Origin of the sequence: Shewanella sp. (genome assembly GCF_048265805.1) — a bacterium.
GTDB lineage: Bacteria > Pseudomonadota > Gammaproteobacteria > Enterobacterales > Shewanellaceae > Shewanella.
Genome location: NZ_JBLXAT010000011.1, coordinates 1 through 16,801, shown reverse-complemented (window position 1 = coordinate 16,801; position 16,801 = coordinate 1). Strand labels below are relative to the sequence as shown.

At 48.2% G+C, this 16,801-nt stretch carries 13 protein-coding genes; 4 read left to right on the top strand and 9 right to left on the bottom strand.

Going from position 1 to position 16,801, the window contains the following annotated elements:
- The first annotated feature begins 432 nt into the window (after positions 1 to 432).
- From ACN0TT_RS09460 to ACN0TT_RS09445, 4 genes are all read left to right on the top strand, one after another.
- Positions 433 to 2,505 (top strand): TonB-dependent receptor, encoded by a 2,073-nt coding sequence (locus ACN0TT_RS09460; RefSeq protein ID WP_417761905.1) that lies wholly within the window; start codon positions 433 to 435, stop codon positions 2,503 to 2,505.
- Positions 2,506 to 2,605: 100 nt separating this feature from the next.
- On the top strand, positions 2,606 to 3,400 hold the full coding sequence (locus ACN0TT_RS09455; protein ID WP_417761904.1) for a substrate-binding periplasmic protein: 795 nt from the start codon (positions 2,606 to 2,608) through the stop codon (positions 3,398 to 3,400).
- Between the two features lie 47 nt (positions 3,401 to 3,447).
- Positions 3,448 to 4,215 carry a transporter substrate-binding domain-containing protein gene (locus ACN0TT_RS09450; RefSeq protein ID WP_417761903.1) on the top strand — a complete coding sequence of 256 codons (768 nt, stop codon included), beginning with the start codon at positions 3,448 to 3,450 and terminating at the stop codon, positions 4,213 to 4,215.
- Positions 4,216 to 5,206: 991 nt separating this feature from the next.
- On the top strand, positions 5,207 to 8,008 hold the full coding sequence (locus tag ACN0TT_RS09445) for a TonB-dependent receptor (RefSeq protein WP_417761902.1): 2,802 nt from the start codon (positions 5,207 to 5,209) through the stop codon (positions 8,006 to 8,008).
- Between the two features lie 291 nt (positions 8,009 to 8,299).
- Here ACN0TT_RS09445 and ACN0TT_RS09440 read toward each other — a convergent pair whose 3' ends face one another.
- The 9 genes from ACN0TT_RS09440 to ACN0TT_RS09400 form a co-directional block, all read right to left on the bottom strand.
- Positions 8,300 to 8,542, bottom strand: a complete 243-nt coding sequence (locus ACN0TT_RS09440; protein ID WP_417761901.1) for a hypothetical protein — start codon at positions 8,540 to 8,542, stop codon at positions 8,300 to 8,302.
- A 265-nt stretch (positions 8,543 to 8,807) separates the two neighbouring features.
- Positions 8,808 to 9,911 (bottom strand): hypothetical protein, encoded by a 1,104-nt coding sequence (locus ACN0TT_RS09435; protein WP_417761900.1) that lies wholly within the window; start codon positions 9,909 to 9,911, stop codon positions 8,808 to 8,810.
- Between the two features lie 90 nt (positions 9,912 to 10,001).
- On the bottom strand, positions 10,002 to 10,571 hold the full coding sequence (locus ACN0TT_RS09430) for a LemA family protein (protein WP_417761899.1): 570 nt from the start codon (positions 10,569 to 10,571) through the stop codon (positions 10,002 to 10,004).
- A 162-nt stretch (positions 10,572 to 10,733) separates the two neighbouring features.
- Positions 10,734 to 11,504 (bottom strand): LytR/AlgR family response regulator transcription factor, encoded by a 771-nt coding sequence (locus ACN0TT_RS09425; protein ID WP_417761898.1) that lies wholly within the window; start codon positions 11,502 to 11,504, stop codon positions 10,734 to 10,736.
- 2 nt (positions 11,505 to 11,506) lie between these two features.
- Entirely contained in the window at positions 11,507 to 12,313 is an 807-nt protein-coding gene (locus ACN0TT_RS09420) for a sensor histidine kinase (RefSeq protein WP_417761897.1), read from the bottom strand.
- Positions 12,314 to 12,564: 251 nt separating this feature from the next.
- Positions 12,565 to 13,830 (bottom strand): hypothetical protein, encoded by a 1,266-nt coding sequence (locus ACN0TT_RS09415; RefSeq protein WP_417761896.1) that lies wholly within the window; start codon positions 13,828 to 13,830, stop codon positions 12,565 to 12,567.
- On the bottom strand, positions 13,827 to 14,561 hold the full coding sequence (locus ACN0TT_RS09410) for an outer membrane lipoprotein-sorting protein (protein WP_417761895.1): 735 nt from the start codon (positions 14,559 to 14,561) through the stop codon (positions 13,827 to 13,829). The genes ACN0TT_RS09415 and ACN0TT_RS09410 overlap by 4 nt, the downstream gene beginning before the upstream one ends.
- Positions 14,562 to 14,601: 40 nt before the next feature.
- Positions 14,602 to 15,846 (bottom strand): ABC transporter permease, encoded by a 1,245-nt coding sequence (locus tag ACN0TT_RS09405; protein ID WP_417761894.1) that lies wholly within the window; start codon positions 15,844 to 15,846, stop codon positions 14,602 to 14,604.
- A complete protein-coding gene (locus ACN0TT_RS09400) occupies positions 15,843 to 16,517 on the bottom strand; it encodes an ABC transporter ATP-binding protein (protein WP_417761893.1) in 675 nt (224 codons plus the stop codon). The genes ACN0TT_RS09405 and ACN0TT_RS09400 overlap by 4 nt, the downstream gene beginning before the upstream one ends.
- Positions 16,518 to 16,801 lie beyond the last annotated feature (284 nt).

Below are 16,801 nucleotides of genomic sequence, written 5' to 3'. Positions count from 1 at the left end.
GCAGGAACAGAATCTTGCAGCAATAGTGAAACGTTGGCCATCCTGCCGCGTGTTGAGTCCGTTGGTATCTATTTCGGCTCCTATAAAATCAATAGCGTATTGATGATACTCGCTATCTCTTTCCCCAAATCCCATTCGTCACGCTGCTCAAATTCGCCACCCGAAATGCATCTGCCCAACCGTCTTTAATTGAGCCGCGTACTGTGTGATAGCGCACCAGTTAAAGCGTGCAGCCATAACGGTTTTATTTCTCTGTTTGGCAGGCAATGTCTTTTAAACGCGTTCACTAACAAGATTAAAAATCCGACGGTGACGAATGTCACATAGTATTACGAAAATTAAATTCGTAATACCAAACGTGCGTGGCATCAAATAACGACCACGTCATCTCCGTATACTTAGCCCTTAAAATAATACTAAAGGGAAAAAAGTATGAACATTTTGCGATTATCGCTGTTAATCGCAGTGGCGTTAGGAACAGTGCCTTTGGCTTCGGCTCAAGACAATATCTCAACAACCCAAGACAAAAAATCCAATCATGATGATATCGAACGCATCGCTGTATTTGGCCGACAGATGAATTTGCTCGGTCAAACTAGCTCCGCATCTGAAGGGGTGATTGGGGCTGGCGAAATTCAAACTCGGCCGCTACTTCGCACGGGAGAGGTGTTGGAATTTGTGCCGGGCATGATGGTGACCCAGCACAGCGGTTCTGGTAAGGCTAACCAATATTTTTTGCGAGGATTTAACCTCGACCACGGTACTGATTTCGCCACCACCGTCGACGGTATGCCGATCAATATGCGCAGCCATGGACATGGTCAAGGCTACACCGACCTCAACTTCTTATTGCCAGAGTTAATTGGGCAGATTCATTATCGCAAAGGTGCCTACTATCCCGAGGTGGGGGATTTCTCCGGGGCTGGCGCGGCAGATATTAGCCTGCTTGACCAATTGCCATATCGGCAGGCGAGTGTGACCTTGGGTGAATATGGTTATCAACGTTATTTGGCTACCGGTGAACAGCAGTGGCAAGACAGCCGCTTGATTGTTGGTGGTGAAGTGCAACGTTACGACGGCCCTTGGCGTGATGTTGAGGAAGATGTAAAAAAATACAATGGCTTGGCGCGTTATCTAACCAATATTGCCGATGGTCAGTTAGCGGTAACTTTCATGGCTTATGACAACCAATGGAATTCAGCTGACCAGATCCCAGCGCGCGCGGTGACTAGTGGTTTAATTGATGAATACGGCTCGCTCGATACTGCGCTTGGGGGCGAATCATCGCGTTACAGCTTATCAGCCAGTTATACCGATGCGGATTGGCGCGCAAGCGCTTATGTGATCCGTTCACGCTTAAACCTATTCTCTAATTTCACCTACTTACTGGAGCACCCCTTGGAAGGTGATGAGTTTGAGCAAGTCGACCACCGCGTTATTTGGGGCGGTAAGTTAGCGCGCGATTGGAATGTTGTTTGGGCTGGTTTGCCAACAGATATCACCGTTGGCGCCGAGGTTCGTTATGACGATATTGGTGATGTTGGCTTGTATCACACCCAAGAACGCCGTCGACTCGACACCGTGCGTGATGATGCCGTGGATGAACTTTCGACTGGCATCTTCGGTAAAGTCGAAACTCACCTTACTGATGCATTAACCCTACGTTTGGGGGGCCGTTATGATTACTACGACGCTGATGTGGATAGCAATAACGCACTTAATAGCGGTGATGCTAATGATGATATCTGGAGCTTAAAAGGCGGGTTATCTTACCGCTTAACCGATAGCACAGAGCTGTATGCCAGTGCCGGACAAGGCTTCCATTCTAATGATGCCCGTGGCGCCACAATTAATGTGGATCCTGTATCTGGTGAAGATAGTGACAAAGTCGATCTGCTGGTGCGCTCTAAAGGCGCTGAAGTGGGGGTGCGTTACTATGATGCTGAACGCTTTAATTTCTCCGCCGCGGTGTGGTACCTCGGTCTCGACTCTGAGTTGCTGTATGTTGGCGATGCTGGTACTACCGAACCTAGCCGTGAATCGGAACGCTATGGCACGGAAGTTACCGCGTATTATTGGTTAAACGATGTGCTGAGCTTTGATGCTGAATTAGCTTATACCCGTGCGCGCTTTACCGAGCAACAAGACAGCGAAGGTAAGTATGTCGATGGCACCGTGCCTTGGGTGGGGAGTGCTGGCGTTACTTATCAAGCTGGTGACGAAGGCATTTATGCCGCCATGCGGTTGCGTTATCTCGGCAAGCGAACCTTGGATAGTTTTAAAGAGCATGAAGCCGATTCATCCACCTTAGTTAATTTGTCACTCGGTTATCGTTGGCAAGCATGGGATGTGAAAGCCGAAGTGCTGAATCTGTTTGATAGTCATGATATCGACTATTGGTATGAATCTCGTTTATCGGGTGAAGCGGATGAAGGTGTAGAAGACCTGCATTTTCACCCTGCTGAACCACGTATGTTACGGATAAATCTCAGTTATCGTTATTAAAACAATAAGTTAATTATTCATGAATTAATACAAAAGAGTTATAGCGCCCCTTGGTTGCCTCAGCTATGTTGAAAGTACTTTTAATTGCTACTGTCACGTTATGAAGCTGAAATGGTTTATCTGGGGCACATTGCTGGGTTTGTCTTGGCAACTCTCGGCGGAGGAGTTAGTGGTATTGAAAGCGGATTTTCGTCCGCGTCCGCCAGAGATGCGCTACGGTGCAACATCACACAGTTTCACCGGGCCCTTAGTGGTCATTTTAGAACGCGCCTGTGAACGGGCAGGCTGCAAAATTGACTGGCAAGATAAACCTTTTCCACGTTCCATGCGTGACCTTAGCCTTGGCCGAATTCATATCGTGCCGAGGCTTATTTTTAATCAGGAACGTAACGAGATTGCGCAGTACATCGGCCCGATTGCAATTAGGGCTAACGCCATTTTGTTTATTGCCCATCCTGGCAAAGACCTTGTGCATGAAGAGCAGTTACTCACGCAGCGAATTGGTCTCAAGCTCGGCACCTATTACTCGGATTTTATTAATTACGATAACCGCTTGACCCGTGTCACTGCTGCCGATGATGCCAATCTTGCCAAGATGTTTGCCGCGCAGCGGTTTGACTATCTTGCTGTTATCGATAAAAACAGTGCAGAGGCCGCTTTTGAAGAGATAGGTTTCCACGACTATTATTACGCCAGTTTTAGCTATCCTAACCGAATGCCTATTTACTACGGTTTTTCCCGCGCGGCCGACCATCAAGAGTTTGTCGGTAAGCTGCAGTATCAGTTAGAGATGATGATATGGCGGGGGGAGATTGACGAAATTTATCGGCGAGACGCAGAAGTTCCAGCGGCTAAAGTCTCTGTGACATTGCCGGTAGATATGCTCGGTAATTAGTCAGATGCTACCTATACTTATGCAGTAAAGGTTATTGAGGGCGGAACATGGCACGAAGTATTTGCCTACTGGTTGCTTGGCTGACTTGCTTTTTTGCTGTGGCAGAGTCGAATATCAGGCCAGAAACGATTAATTTATATTTTACCGGACGGCCGCCGTTTATTTGGCGAGATGATGCTGGGCAGATGCACGGCATTAGCTATGAAATCGGCGAGAAAGTATTTAAGCAAGCCCAGTTACCCTATCAATGGGTAAAAGCCCCCTCAGCGCGAGTGCAGCATTACTTTGTCACAGATAAACAGCCTTTGTGCTTAGTGAACTGGATCTACACCGAAGAACGTGAGCGCTATGGTCGTATCTCATTACCCACCTATCAAGAGCATGATTACGTTGGCTTGGTGCCCGTCGGCGATGCGGCAAATTTTAGTGGTCATCAAATAGACGCGCTGCTTAACAATCCAGCGATGGTGGTATTGTTCAAAGAGGGTTATGCCTACAGTACGGTGCTGACCAACTTGTTGCTGAATATGCGGGCGGCCAAGGCGGATTACCGCGGTGATCAGGCTCACAACGTGCGTTTAATTGCAGAGAGACGCGCGAACATCGCCTTTTTTGAGCAGCAAGAGTTATCGCTTATCTTAAAACAACAACCTGATCTGGTGGATAAGGTGGCCATTATTCAGTTTCCTGAACTCAACACTGTGCCCACGACTCGACATATCATCTGCTCAAAGTCAGTTACCGAGCAACAGATGCTAAAAATGGATCAAGCGATAGAACAGCTCAAGCTGATCAGCGTGTCTGCGGACAACTGATACTGTAAGCTTTTTCAGCGTATTAAGTGTAGCCACAAGCAAAGCCTTAAGGTTTTGCTTGTGGCACTGCTTGCCTGCCGCTGAGAACACGTCATTTTACCGAGATGTAAACAACAACGATTATCGTCTGCCATTAATTGTACATACAACTAATGTAGCCTGAGCAGTTGCGACGAAAGGCAAGGATTGTGGTTTACTCTCAACAAGCATCGCTTGTACATCTCACCAGCTTAGCAAGTCGCTTATTGAACCGATTACTGATGCAGCGCTTTAAGCAAGCGGGTATCGACATGATCGCTGAGCAGTGGGCGTTATTTTTTTGTTGTCGTCGAATAGTCCGCAACCACTCGGGGTTAGAGTATGAGTGTTCACTATTTCATTAGATTGATGATTAACTGGTCTTCGTATCATTTTGAACAGCACAAACCGTATAATTTCAAAACGAAAACTGATTACATCCCAAATAGTTTTTGTTCAATAAATGTTCACGATTTTACCCTGTAAGCCCACGCAGAGCACGCACGGATTATTCGCCCCTTCCTTAATCTGATCTTCCGATTTATATATTTATTAAACACGATATTGCGGCGGTTTTTTACCTAAAAACTCTAAAACTAATGTCTATCCATTGGTCTAATAAAAAATATTACTGAAATAACATGAATTGGTATTTTAATTTCTGTTTTTACTCATTCATTCTGGACATTTAAACAGGGTTTTGTCCTGAATAACTTGCTTTCCATATTATGATGGTATCGGTAATTGGTGTTTTTGAATTACTATTCTGTAATTATTTTTCAGTTTTCACTAAAGTAACCTATTCATTCCTACGCTAGTTTTTCACATGAGTATTTCATGTCGTTGACAGAATATCGTCATTTCTATTTACTTATTTGTAATACAAAACTCATCTTTATTTAGTCAAGGCTGTTCGCTGCTTCGGCAGTGTTGACAATTTTAGGGGTGCCTCAAGCACAAGGAATGCATATTTATGAGTAAATATCATCGACAAAAAGTGTGTAATGGATTGTTTTATTTGTCCGCCTTGTCATTCGCTATCAGCAGTTCTCTTAGCTATGCGGCCGACGAAACCGATAATGATATAGAGGTTATTCAAGTTATTGGAATTAAAGGCAGTTTGCAGCGTTCTATTTCGATGAAACGCGAGTCACTGCAGATTGTTGATTCTATATCGGCCGAGGATATCGGTCAGTTTCCTGATAGCAACCTTGCTGAATCACTACAGCGTATCTCCGGTGTCGCTATCGATCGTAGCGGTGGCGAAGGGCAGTCTATTACTGTGCGTGGCTTTGGCCCCGAATTTAATACCGTATTACTCAATGGTCGGCGCGTCGCATCTGATACGGGGGCTCGTTCATTTAATTTTGATGTATTGCCTGCAGAATTAGTCTCTAGCGTTGATGTTTATAAATCACAACCCGCCAATATTGACGAAGGTGGTATTGGATCGACGATAGTCATGCATACGCCGAGACCACTCAGTTACGATGGTTTTAAAGCGGTTACCTCGGTGAAAGGGGTATATGAAGATCTTTCTGGTGAAGTGACGCCGCAGTTATTTGGTATGGTGAGTGACACCTTTGCGGATGATACTTTTGGGGTGCTATTTTCTATTTCACATCAGCGCCGTAAAAATGAAATAGAACGAATACTCACTGACGGCTATATGGTATTAAATCGTGATGATATGACCAATATTTCAGCCGACTTAGCTGCGCAAGGTTATAGCGCTGATGATCAATTCTTTTTTCCGCAAAACCTGAATATCAGCCCCGTAAATGAAGACCGTAAACGCACTACGCTGAATACCACTCTGCAATACGCACCAATGAGTAATTTGGAATTTACCCTAGATGGCATGTATAGCAAATTCGATGTTGATGCTGATACCACTAACGTAGGGCTATTTTTCACGCCATCACTCATTTCAGACGCCAGCTTTGATGAAAATGGCGTTGCTACCTCTGTCACCGAAAACCGTAATTTGGACGCGACGCGCGCGACGTTAAGCCGTCCTTCGGAGTTGTACTCTGTGGGGTTTAATGCTGATTGGTGGATCAATGAAAATTTCAATCTCGCATTTGATACTTCGTGGTCAAAAGCCGAGTCGGGCGGGGCCGAAGGCACGAATGTCAGCGTGATGGGGATTGGTATCGCTCAGCAAAACTTTAACTCCATCGATTATGATGCACAGGGCTTGCCGACGCTTTACGGCGATAGCCAAGCGGCCTTGGTTGATCCAAGTCTAGCGCGGGCGCACTTTAATATGCTTGGCTCAGGCGGTGGCCCGTTTGGGGGCGGACAAGATTTTAGCGACGAGATCCTGCAACAGCGCATTGATGCGCGTTGGACGCCATATTTCGGCAATTTGAATGAAATCGCCTTCGGTGTGCAGTATTCCAAACAGAAACAGGCGGTAACCATCCGCGTGACTGATCCGAAAGTGACTTGTGCTTATTGTGGTTTTGCCGTGGATGTGCCGGATTCGTTGTTCTCTGAAACGGGCATTGGTTCTGATTATCTTGGTGGGATCAGCGGCTTACCGAGTCGTTGGCTCACCTTTAATATTGATGATGCCATTGCGTATTTAGAATCCGATGAGGCGATGGCGGCCGCGGATGCGGCGAACAATGCACCTCCGGGCACCATGGCAGCATTGCTGGCAAGTACTAACGGCTTTGGCATTGCCGTGCAACCTAACTCCTCCAAGGTGGAAGAGGAGATTATCTCCGGTTATCTGAATTTAGGTTTTGGTGGTTATTGGGGCAGTATGGCGTGGAACTGGAACGTCGGTGCCCGCTATGTGCATACCGAGACTACCGCAAAAGGCGTTTCGCAGGTGATGATCGACTTAGTGCGTGCTGCGGCTGACCTTTACACGCCGATATTTGACGGCGAAGCCAATGTGGAACAGACCAACAAGTACAACTACTTTTTGCCTACCACCGATTTTCGCTTAAACCTGACCGATGATCTGATCGCAAGGGTCGCCTTATCGAAAACGCTGACCCGTCCACCACTTGGCAATCTGTCACCGCGCACGACCATTGGTTCGACCCGCCCTGGTAACTTATCTGCGTCCAGCGGCAATCCAGATTTGAAGCCATTTATTTCAGAAAACATCGATGTGTCGCTTGAATGGTACTTCAATGAAAGCAGTTACGTTACCGCGGGTTATTTCCGTAAAGATGTCAAAAATTTCCTCGTCAGTACCGTTGAGAACCGTCCATTTTCAATCACAGACTCTGAAAACCTGTTTGATGGGGACCCGATTTTTGAAGTCAGCTTAGTTGATAACATGGAAAAGGCTGCGGTAGATGGCTATGAATTTGGTGCGCAGTATGTCTTTGATAGCTTGCCGGGTTTCTGGAGTGGCTTTGGTATCACTGGCAACGCTACTATTGTCGATAGTAATGCAGAGTTGAATGTTGAAGATACGACGCAAACTTTCGCCTTGGTGGGGTTAGGTAATACTTACAACATCATCGGCTTTTATGACAAAGACGGTTTTCAAGCGCGGGTAGCATGGAACCGTCGAGATCGTTTCTTGCAAAACGCACGGGGATTTGGCGGTGAACCGACCTATGTGCAAGATTATGATCAGATTGATGTTCGCGTCAGCTACGACATCACCGATTCGATTCAGATGTATGTCGAAGGGATTAACGTGACCGATGAAAAAACGCAGAAAGTAGGGCGTTACGACAACGAGGTTTTGCTGTATGAACGTACTGGCCCGCGTTATTCGTTAGGGGTGAGTGCTTCGTTCTAAACGGGCAGTGTAACTTTAAGGGATGTTGCAGCAAGCCGCGCGGAATTTAGGCAAAGCAGGTGAAATGCGGTGTAGTTATCTCCACAAATAGCACCTATCGTTGAATCGATTCCGCTCTGTCGCTACTTTAGGGACATTTAATGCGCGCTTTTGCATCCAGCTTACTTAGTTGATTAAGCGTCAGTGGCGCTGCCTCGTGCATAACGCGTTTAATGTGAAAAAAAATCATACACCTAAGATTAACGGTTCCAGAAAGTATTCGGCCTCGCCAATGTTATCCATGGGTGAGGTCTAATGATAAGTGTCTACGCAGGGTTGAGCGAGCAGCTGCGCTAGCACTTGAACAGGTGAGTCTTGCTGATAAACCGGGTAGCCGCTGGCATTACCATAATCTTTAATGCGTTCGAGACCGCTGAGTATGGTCATATTGGCATTAGAGATGGTGAAGTCGACATCTGCATTGTTTTGTATATGGGCTAGATTAGCGGTTTTAGGCAGTGGCAGTAATCCCAACTGCAGAGTGTAACGATGCATAGCTGCGGAATAGACACGCCGGACTTATCCGCCATCGCGTTAATTTGCCTCGTTCTTAAATAGCCCGCCAAGCATTGCGGTACAAGCGCAAATCTTTTGCGATGAACAAGCGTCTTGGCATCGCGAGGGGATAACGGCCAAACGTTTTGCGGGGGGGCCGGCGGAATAGAAAGACCATGTCGCAGGGCATGGCCTTAATTATCTTGCGGTACTAGCTAAGCTCTGCTGACATTGCCTGCGCGTTCGTTTGGGCTATGTTCTGACGCTAGAAATTGTTGTCGTTGTACACCATCAGTTGGTGTGCGGTATGGAGTAAAGCGTCCAACTTTTCCAGTCGCGTTTCCTCTTTGAGCACTTTCAACAGCTGCTGTGGTTCATCTAATGCCACTGGACAAGGGGTGCTGAGTAGATCGTTATCAGCAATGGTGATACATAAATCGCCTGCGCTGTTAAATTCAAGGTTAACCTGACGCAACTGGTCTTTTAGGTGCAGCAGAATTTCCACAACCGCTGGTTTAAAGAAGCGCGCCGCGGTCATTTCTGATGTTGCACGAGCAGTGTAAGCACGCCGAAAATCCAACGATGCCGGCTGCCATTTAGTGCCGCGATGCCCACTGCTGCTATAACCCAACACGCTGAGATCTTTGACATAGCCAAACGGTAAAATCACGCCGTAGCGATGATAGTGGGTATAGGTGGTGCGGGTGCTGCTACGGCCTTTACTGTCGGTGGTTGTGGTGGTGTGTTTATCCACATAGTGGAAATCGAATGCTTCAAAATCAAATTGATGCTGCTCGCCTGGGTAGTGACCACGACATAGATAATCAATGCTCTGGCGGTGGTTACCGCGATGAAACTCGTGAAAGCGCGCTTTGTAGCTATCAGCTTGTGCGTCAGGATTAGTGTTCACTTGAGTAAGCTGATTATCGAGCAAGAGGTTTTTCTGCCAGATAGCTTGGGTTAAGCCTTTGAGGCGACTGCGGCGCTTGATAATTACCAATAAGCCGATGGCGATAAGTAGGGCACCTGATGACCATGGGCCGAAAGGCAGGTCATAAATAAATCGCAACAGATGCCATACTGGTTCGGCGGCCCATGCTGGCAGTAATTCAACCGTGGGCATCCCTTGGTCGATGCCGTAAAACAGTAATAACATTAGCGCGCCAAGCGCCACTAACCACCACTGCAGTGTATTGTTGTAGCCGATTTTCCCTTTAAAACTCAATGCAGGGCGCATGAGTCGGTAGAGTGCTTGTTCATCTTTTACCTGCTGTAAATCTTGCTTCATGCTATTAAGCAGCAGGTTGACTTGGGCATTCTGTGGATTGCAGAACAACCGTTTTATTCCAGTAATACTTGGTTCTGTCATGGCATCTGGTTGGCGGCTAAGCGTGCCGCATAGCTTCCCTGTCTAGCGTGTGAGGGTGCCAACATTGCCGCTGGCACCTTAGTGGTTGGCTTAGAAATTGGGTTTGTATTCAAACCCAGCAGCGGCTTCGCTGTCATCAAACACTTGTAAGGTATGCTTACGGGTAAACATGCTGTTGATGATGGAATTAGGGAAAATCTCAATCCCGTTATTAAACTGCTCAACATTGCGGTTAAAGATACGAATGGCGGCACCGATGTTGTCTTGCTGCTCAGTGATTTCACGCATCAACTTCATATAAGTTTCTGATGCTTTGAGATCTGGATAGGCTTCCACCGTCAGCGTTAGTCCTTTCAGCAGCGCCCCCATATGGCCTTCGGCTTTACTCAAGGTTTTGACATCGATGTTGTCGGCCGATAACTCAGTTAGGCTTTGACGTAACTCGGTGACTTTCTCTAATAACTGTTTTTCATGGCTGGCGTATTTGGCCGCCACATCTTCCAAGGCAGGCAGAATTTTATTCTTTTGCCGCTCTTGCGCAATCACATCACTCCACGCCCGTTGCACTGCATTGAAGCGCCCGATAATGGCGTTGTGGATCAGAATAATCGCTGCAATTACCACACAAACGATGATCACGACTAATAGGGTTGGGCTCATTAGTTTTCCTTAACAATCAGCAATAAACGCGAGGGGCTGTTGACCTTTTATGTTTGATTTTTGTTCAAATTAAACGCGTGATGAACGAGGCGCAGCCAGTGCCGCTTAGTCAACTAAGCAAGCTGGGTACTGTACCAGAATCATAAGCTCAGGTTAACCAACTTAACCTTTGAATTTGGCCTGCATCATGCGGCTAATAGGCAAGGCATGCCCCGCGACGATCGCTTCCATGCCTGTGAGCGTACGCCGTATTTTACTGACCTGCGCTAAATTGACGATCACGGCACGATGGATCTGCCAGAATTGTTCTGGGTCGAGTTGTTCCAATAATTGCCGTAGTGATTGTCGCAGCAGATAGCTTTGTTCTTTGCCTCCATCATTCACAACTAAGGTCAGATACTTATCTTCGGCGCGAATATAGAGAATATGTTCGGTAGCTACAAGATGAATATCCTCACCTTTACTGGCTTTGAGCCACTTGCTGTACTTCTGGGAAGGTGGCAACAACTGGGCCGTCAATTGTTGCAATAGTTGCTGGTAGTCGGAATTAGCTGGCTTAGTTAATCGTTGTTGTAAGCGTTGACAGCAGTGCGCGAGGCGCTCCTCACTTACGGGCTTTAATAGATAATCAACTGCGTTGTTTTCGAAGGCATTAACCGCATATTCATCATAGGCAGTAACGAACACAATCAGTGGTGGGGTAGCGGCTTGGCTGAGGTGTTTTGCCACCGTTAAGCCATCACTACATGGCATACGAATATCTAAAAAAATGATATCGGGCTGGCATTCGGAGATCTGCGCCAATGCCTGCTCACCATTTTCAGCCATAGCGCTAATGGTCAACGCGGGCCATAGCTCAGCTAACATCTGTTTGAGATGGAACCGCAGCACCGGTTCGTCATCGGCAATCATGGCACTGTGATGGGAAGCCATCGCTAGTCATTTCCTTCCGTCAGTTGTTGTAATTGTGCGAGTGGCACACTGATACAGGCACTCACTCCGCAAGGTTGGCGCTGCTGTAACTGTAACGTGGCCTGCTTTGAAAATAGCTGATTGAGTCTTTGGTGAATGTTGGCAAGCGCTAGGCCGTGGCCCACGCTGCTGTTATGTGCGCTAAAGCCGCCACCGTTATCGTTGATAACCAGTCGTAGTGTGTTTTCGGTTAACTCCGCCTTAATGGTTATTTCTCCGCCATCACTGCGAGGTTCTATACCATGTACGACGGCATTCTCAACCAGCGGTTGCAGCAGCATTGGCACCCAAGGTAATTGACGACATTCATCGCTAACTTCAATCTGGTAGTGTAGTCGTTCGCCTAAACGCATCTGCTGGATAGCGAGATAATCTTCTAGCAATGCCAGTTCCTCCCCCAACGTTGCGAGAGTACGTCGACTGGCGTGCAGATTATGCCTTAGCAGAGAGGTGAGCCGTGATAACAGTTGTTGGGCTTTGGAAGGTTCCAGACTGATAAGCGCGTTAATATTTGCCAGCGTATTAAACAAAAAGTGCGGTTCAATTTGGCTTTGTAGTTGTTTCAGCTCTGCCAGTAGCAGTGCTTGTTGTTGTTCGGCTTGCTGTCTTTTAGCAACTTCCAATGCTTGTTGGACACGAAACTTCTGCTCAAAAAAGTAAAAGCCGAAGGTGAGGACACCCGTGATGATGAGAGCCAGTAATAAGCTGGGAAACAGCTTAGGCAAATGTTGCAGTTCCCAACCGTCAAGCGCCCAGTAAGCTGCATTCATGCCACCTAGCAGTAAGGTTAATACTATGCTCAGAAGGGACCGTCCAACATGATGAAAACTTGGTAGTAGTCGTGATAACAACGCCGACGACATTATGGCTGCTAAACCATAACCAAGGCTAATCAATAAATGGATAACCAATTCACCATGCCAGATGGAATAAGTAAAAATGGCGATTAAGCTGCACGCTAATACAATGATCATTATGCGTATCAGTAAATTATACTGCAACTGGCCAAGCAAATGTGCCATTAAAAACGTCCTGTAAGTCCAAGCCAAGTTACGCTCTGTTGGCCCAGATTAGCAAAAGCGGCATCTGAGCGACCACCATAATATCGCCATGATAGTGATAAGGCTAAACTGCTGCTGTTATCACGGAGTTGATACCGCATCCTCGGCGTGAGTACCACGCTGCCGTCCGCAGGGCCAAATAGTAGGTCAATGCTGGTGCTGAAGGAGGCAAGTGAGTCATTAATTTGTTGCCAAAAGCGTGAGTTAGCCGCCCAATGCAACAGCATAGTATGTTGCATGATATTGGCGTGACGATAACCGTAGCCGTAGCGCGCCGGATTGCGGCGGGTATCAATTGGCATGGCACTGTTAAGCGCTGCTTGATCAAGCGCTAATTGCGCCAGTGTTTGTGCTTGCTGCCAATCATGTTTTGACCAACTGCGGCTATCAAACCAATATTCACCAATGATTTGTATGCCTGCTCGGTTCGCCCAAGTAAAGCCGAATAACGTTTGCCAACTGTGTTGCTGCCTTTGCAGTGTAACGGGGGCTGTGGACTCGTTGACTGCGGGCAATTGGGGTGAAACATACTGTTGCTGATACAGCAGAGAACCATGCAACTCAAGACTATCGCCGATAACGGTAACCAGTGATGCCCCTGCTAGCCAATGTCGCTGCTGATCCCAATACAGCAATGCTTGCCATTCGTTAACACCATCAAACCAATAGCGGCGCATGCCTAATCCTTGCTGAGTTTGTGCTGGTGTAATTGATGAGTAATGTGAGCGGCTCACTAACCACTGCCACGTACCATTCGCCGTGAAATGGGTCAGCATGGCCAGTTGCGCCCCTTGCTCGACTTGAATACCTACCGGATGGCGTTGATAGTCGCTGAAAATATCCAGTGGTCGATAGCCATAACCAACCCCCCAATCGAGCTGTACTTTGCCAAGGGTCACTTCCCAATTAGCCTGTTCATTAAGGCTTTGTTGCCAATAAAGTGAACTCAGCGAGCCATGCTGAATGCCGCCGCCCCCATCTAGTGACCGGTTATATTGTAGATTGGCGGTGCTGCGTAAGTTGCCCTCGGTCAATTGCAACGACAGCAACGACTGCCATTGATTGCTGCTGTCAGCATCGCCAAAAAAGCGACTGGTCTGGGCTTTATTGCTGGTCATACCACTTTGCCAATCCCATTGCCAGTCGGCTGCGGTCGCGCCGTTGGCACCCAAAGCGCTGACGTAGCACAGCGCCACCCAACAAGGCGTTAACCGTGAGCGCGTCATAGTTGTTCCAGTGTGGTCCGCGTCAGAAACGCTGGGTTAAAGTAGCTCGCTGGCAAGGCTTGCTGGCTTACGTCCAGATAGTGCACTTCGGTCATTTTTTGCGGTTGCAGTTTATCGTGTAAACGCATGGTGACCACGCGGCGCTCGCCGTTCAGTTCGCCAGCAGTAAACTGCGCCATTTTTGCCAGCTTGCCAGAGGTGAGATAAAACGCCGCTTGCAGCGGGAAATTGTCCTGCTGGCTAATCCACAACGTAATGCGCTGGTAGCTGTTGCTGTCAGCTTTGGCATTAAGCGTTAACTGCTGACAGGCGTATGGTTTGCCATCAATCATTAACTCAGTGGCGCTGATAGCTGTGATGTCATAATCACGGTGCCAAGTGAGTGTGGCTATGTCGCCAATGGAGGCTTGGCCGAGCAGTTTTTGCATCGGCGTGATACGAATCGGGCGGCTACTGCGTGGCATTATCAACCAGTATTGCTGATCGAGCATCAGCATCTTTTGCCCTAATTCTGCCGCTGATTTAAACATCACCAACGAGTTCTTGCCACTGATGTAAACGTGGTAACGACGTTGGTTAAGCAAGGTTTGCTGCTGATACTCGTTCACTTCGGTCACTACTCGCGCTTGATCACTACCAAGACGGTAACTATCGGCGGCTCGCAGCATCGCGCTAGCCTCCAGTTGTTCGTCGCTAGCGGTTGCCTGAATACTGCACAGCAATCCCAACATGGACACAAAATTTCGGCATAGTTTGATGAAAAAGTGACGGTTACACATAAGTCAGTGCCTCAGTAATAGGTTTGTTGACGCCATTGCGTGCCGCTAGCCACGCCGCGAATACGCACACCAGCAGTACCAGCAGACTGCTGCCAAGCCAGACATCAATAGAAAATAGAATGGTTAGCGGATAGCCTTGGGTGCGCCCCGGCGGTGGCGGCATCTGAATGTTGAGCTGTAACAAACTCAAGCACAGCAATGCGGTAGCAACGCCGCCCAGTAATGCGCCGAGTAGCGATAGCAAGCCCGCTTCACGGATAAAGCCGCCGATGATTTCACGGGGCCACGCGCCCATGGCGGCAAGGGTGCCAATCTCGGTTGTGCGTTCGGTCACCGACATGGTGAGGGTGTTAAACAGTGCGGCAAACACCACCATGGCAAGGATCACGCCAAAGATGCGGTCATACAGTGAGCGAACTTTTTGGTAGAAAAACGCGCTCTCGTACCAAGGCGTGACTTCCAGTGGTTGCTGGGCGATGCTGAGTTGTTGGTTAACCCATTGACTCATCGCACTTGTGTATTGGCTGCGTTGCAGATACACCGATAGGGTGCTGACCCGCTGACTTTGTAGCAAAGATTGCGCAGTATCAAGGGAGACAAACAGTTGGCGTTTATCGAGCTCTGGCACGCCGGTGCTGAAAATGCCGCACACTTTCACATCCAGTGCATTGAGTGCACCGCTGCTGGTGGTGCTCATCAGTGTCACCCAATCACCAATATTGAGTTTCAACGATTGCGCTAAATCGGTGGCAAGCATGATCTGGGGCTCATCTGCATTAAATCGTGGCGAACTGCTTGGCAACAATGCGTGGCCTTGGCTGACGGTTAGCATCGGCCCCTGCAAATCAAACAAACGAGGCGTAACACCTTGCCCAAGGTAAATTGCCGATTTCTGGCCGTTAGAAATCAAACCAGAGAACAACACCTTGGGTTCCACTTGTTTGACCTCATCGCGGCTAAGCAGTTGCGCCGTTAATTGCTGGCTATCGGTTAAACCATCCGCCAGCGGTGTTTCTTCCTGCTCCTTTAAATAGCCGGGACGACTCAACAGCAACTCACCATTGGTGCGGATCGCCGCTTGCTCTAGCGATTCATAGGTGGATAAACCAAATCCCGCAATGGCTGTGATGGCGAAGATGGCAATCGCGATCACCAACAGCGACAGCAAGCTACGACGTTGGTTACGCCAGATATTGCGCCATGCTAAGCGCAGCGAATGGGGAATGAGCCGTTTCATGCTGCGGCCTCCATCAGAATGCGGCCATCGTGTAACGTGATGGTGCGATCACAACTGGCCGCCATCCGCGGATCGTGAGTGGCAACCAATACCGCGCTGCCAGATTGATGGCACAGCTCGCGCATGAGATTGATCACTTGTTGTGCCGATGCACTGTCTAAACTGGCGGTGGGTTCATCGGCAATGACCAGTGCTGGGCGACTAACCATGGCGCGTGCAATCGCAACTCGTTGCTGTTGCCCGCCAGATAGCGCGGCGGGTTTTTGCTGCAACTGTGCGGCTAGGCCAACTTGGCTCAACATAGCGCGAGCAGCCTGCAGCTGTTGTTGCGTTGACCAACCGCGCAGCTGCAACGGTAGCATCACATTTTCTTCCGCGGTTAATACGGGGACTAAGTTAAAACGTTGAAAAATAAAGCCAAGCTGTTGTCGTCTGAGTAAGGTGGCTGTGTGCGCAGTACGAGGAAATGGCTGACCGGCAAATGCTATCTCGCCCTGATAACGTAAATCTAATGCCCCCAAAATCTGTAGCAGGGTGCTTTTGCCCGAGCCCGATGGGCCGCACAGTGCCACCATTTCACCCGCCGCCAGCTCGCCGGAAACACCTTGTAGTACCGCCACTTGCTGTTTGCCGACGGCATAGTTTTTATCAATATTATTGAAGCACAACATGGTTAGGCTCCTTTGTGCGCACTAGCGATCATCGCCGCTGTGGCTTGTGTTAGCGGCGCTGACGGATCATAGCGGGCCAACTGTTGCTGCCATTGCTCGGCTTGGGCCAGATCATCGGCTTTGATGGCGGTGCTGATGGCACGTTGATAAATCCATCCGGTGTATTGAGCGGGTACGGCTTGAAATTGTGGTGATGCAAGCAGAGTGCTGAGGAATCCCCTGATGATTTAGATAAAAATCATCAAATTAAGGTAGATGCGCATCTTGTCATGTGATCAAATGAT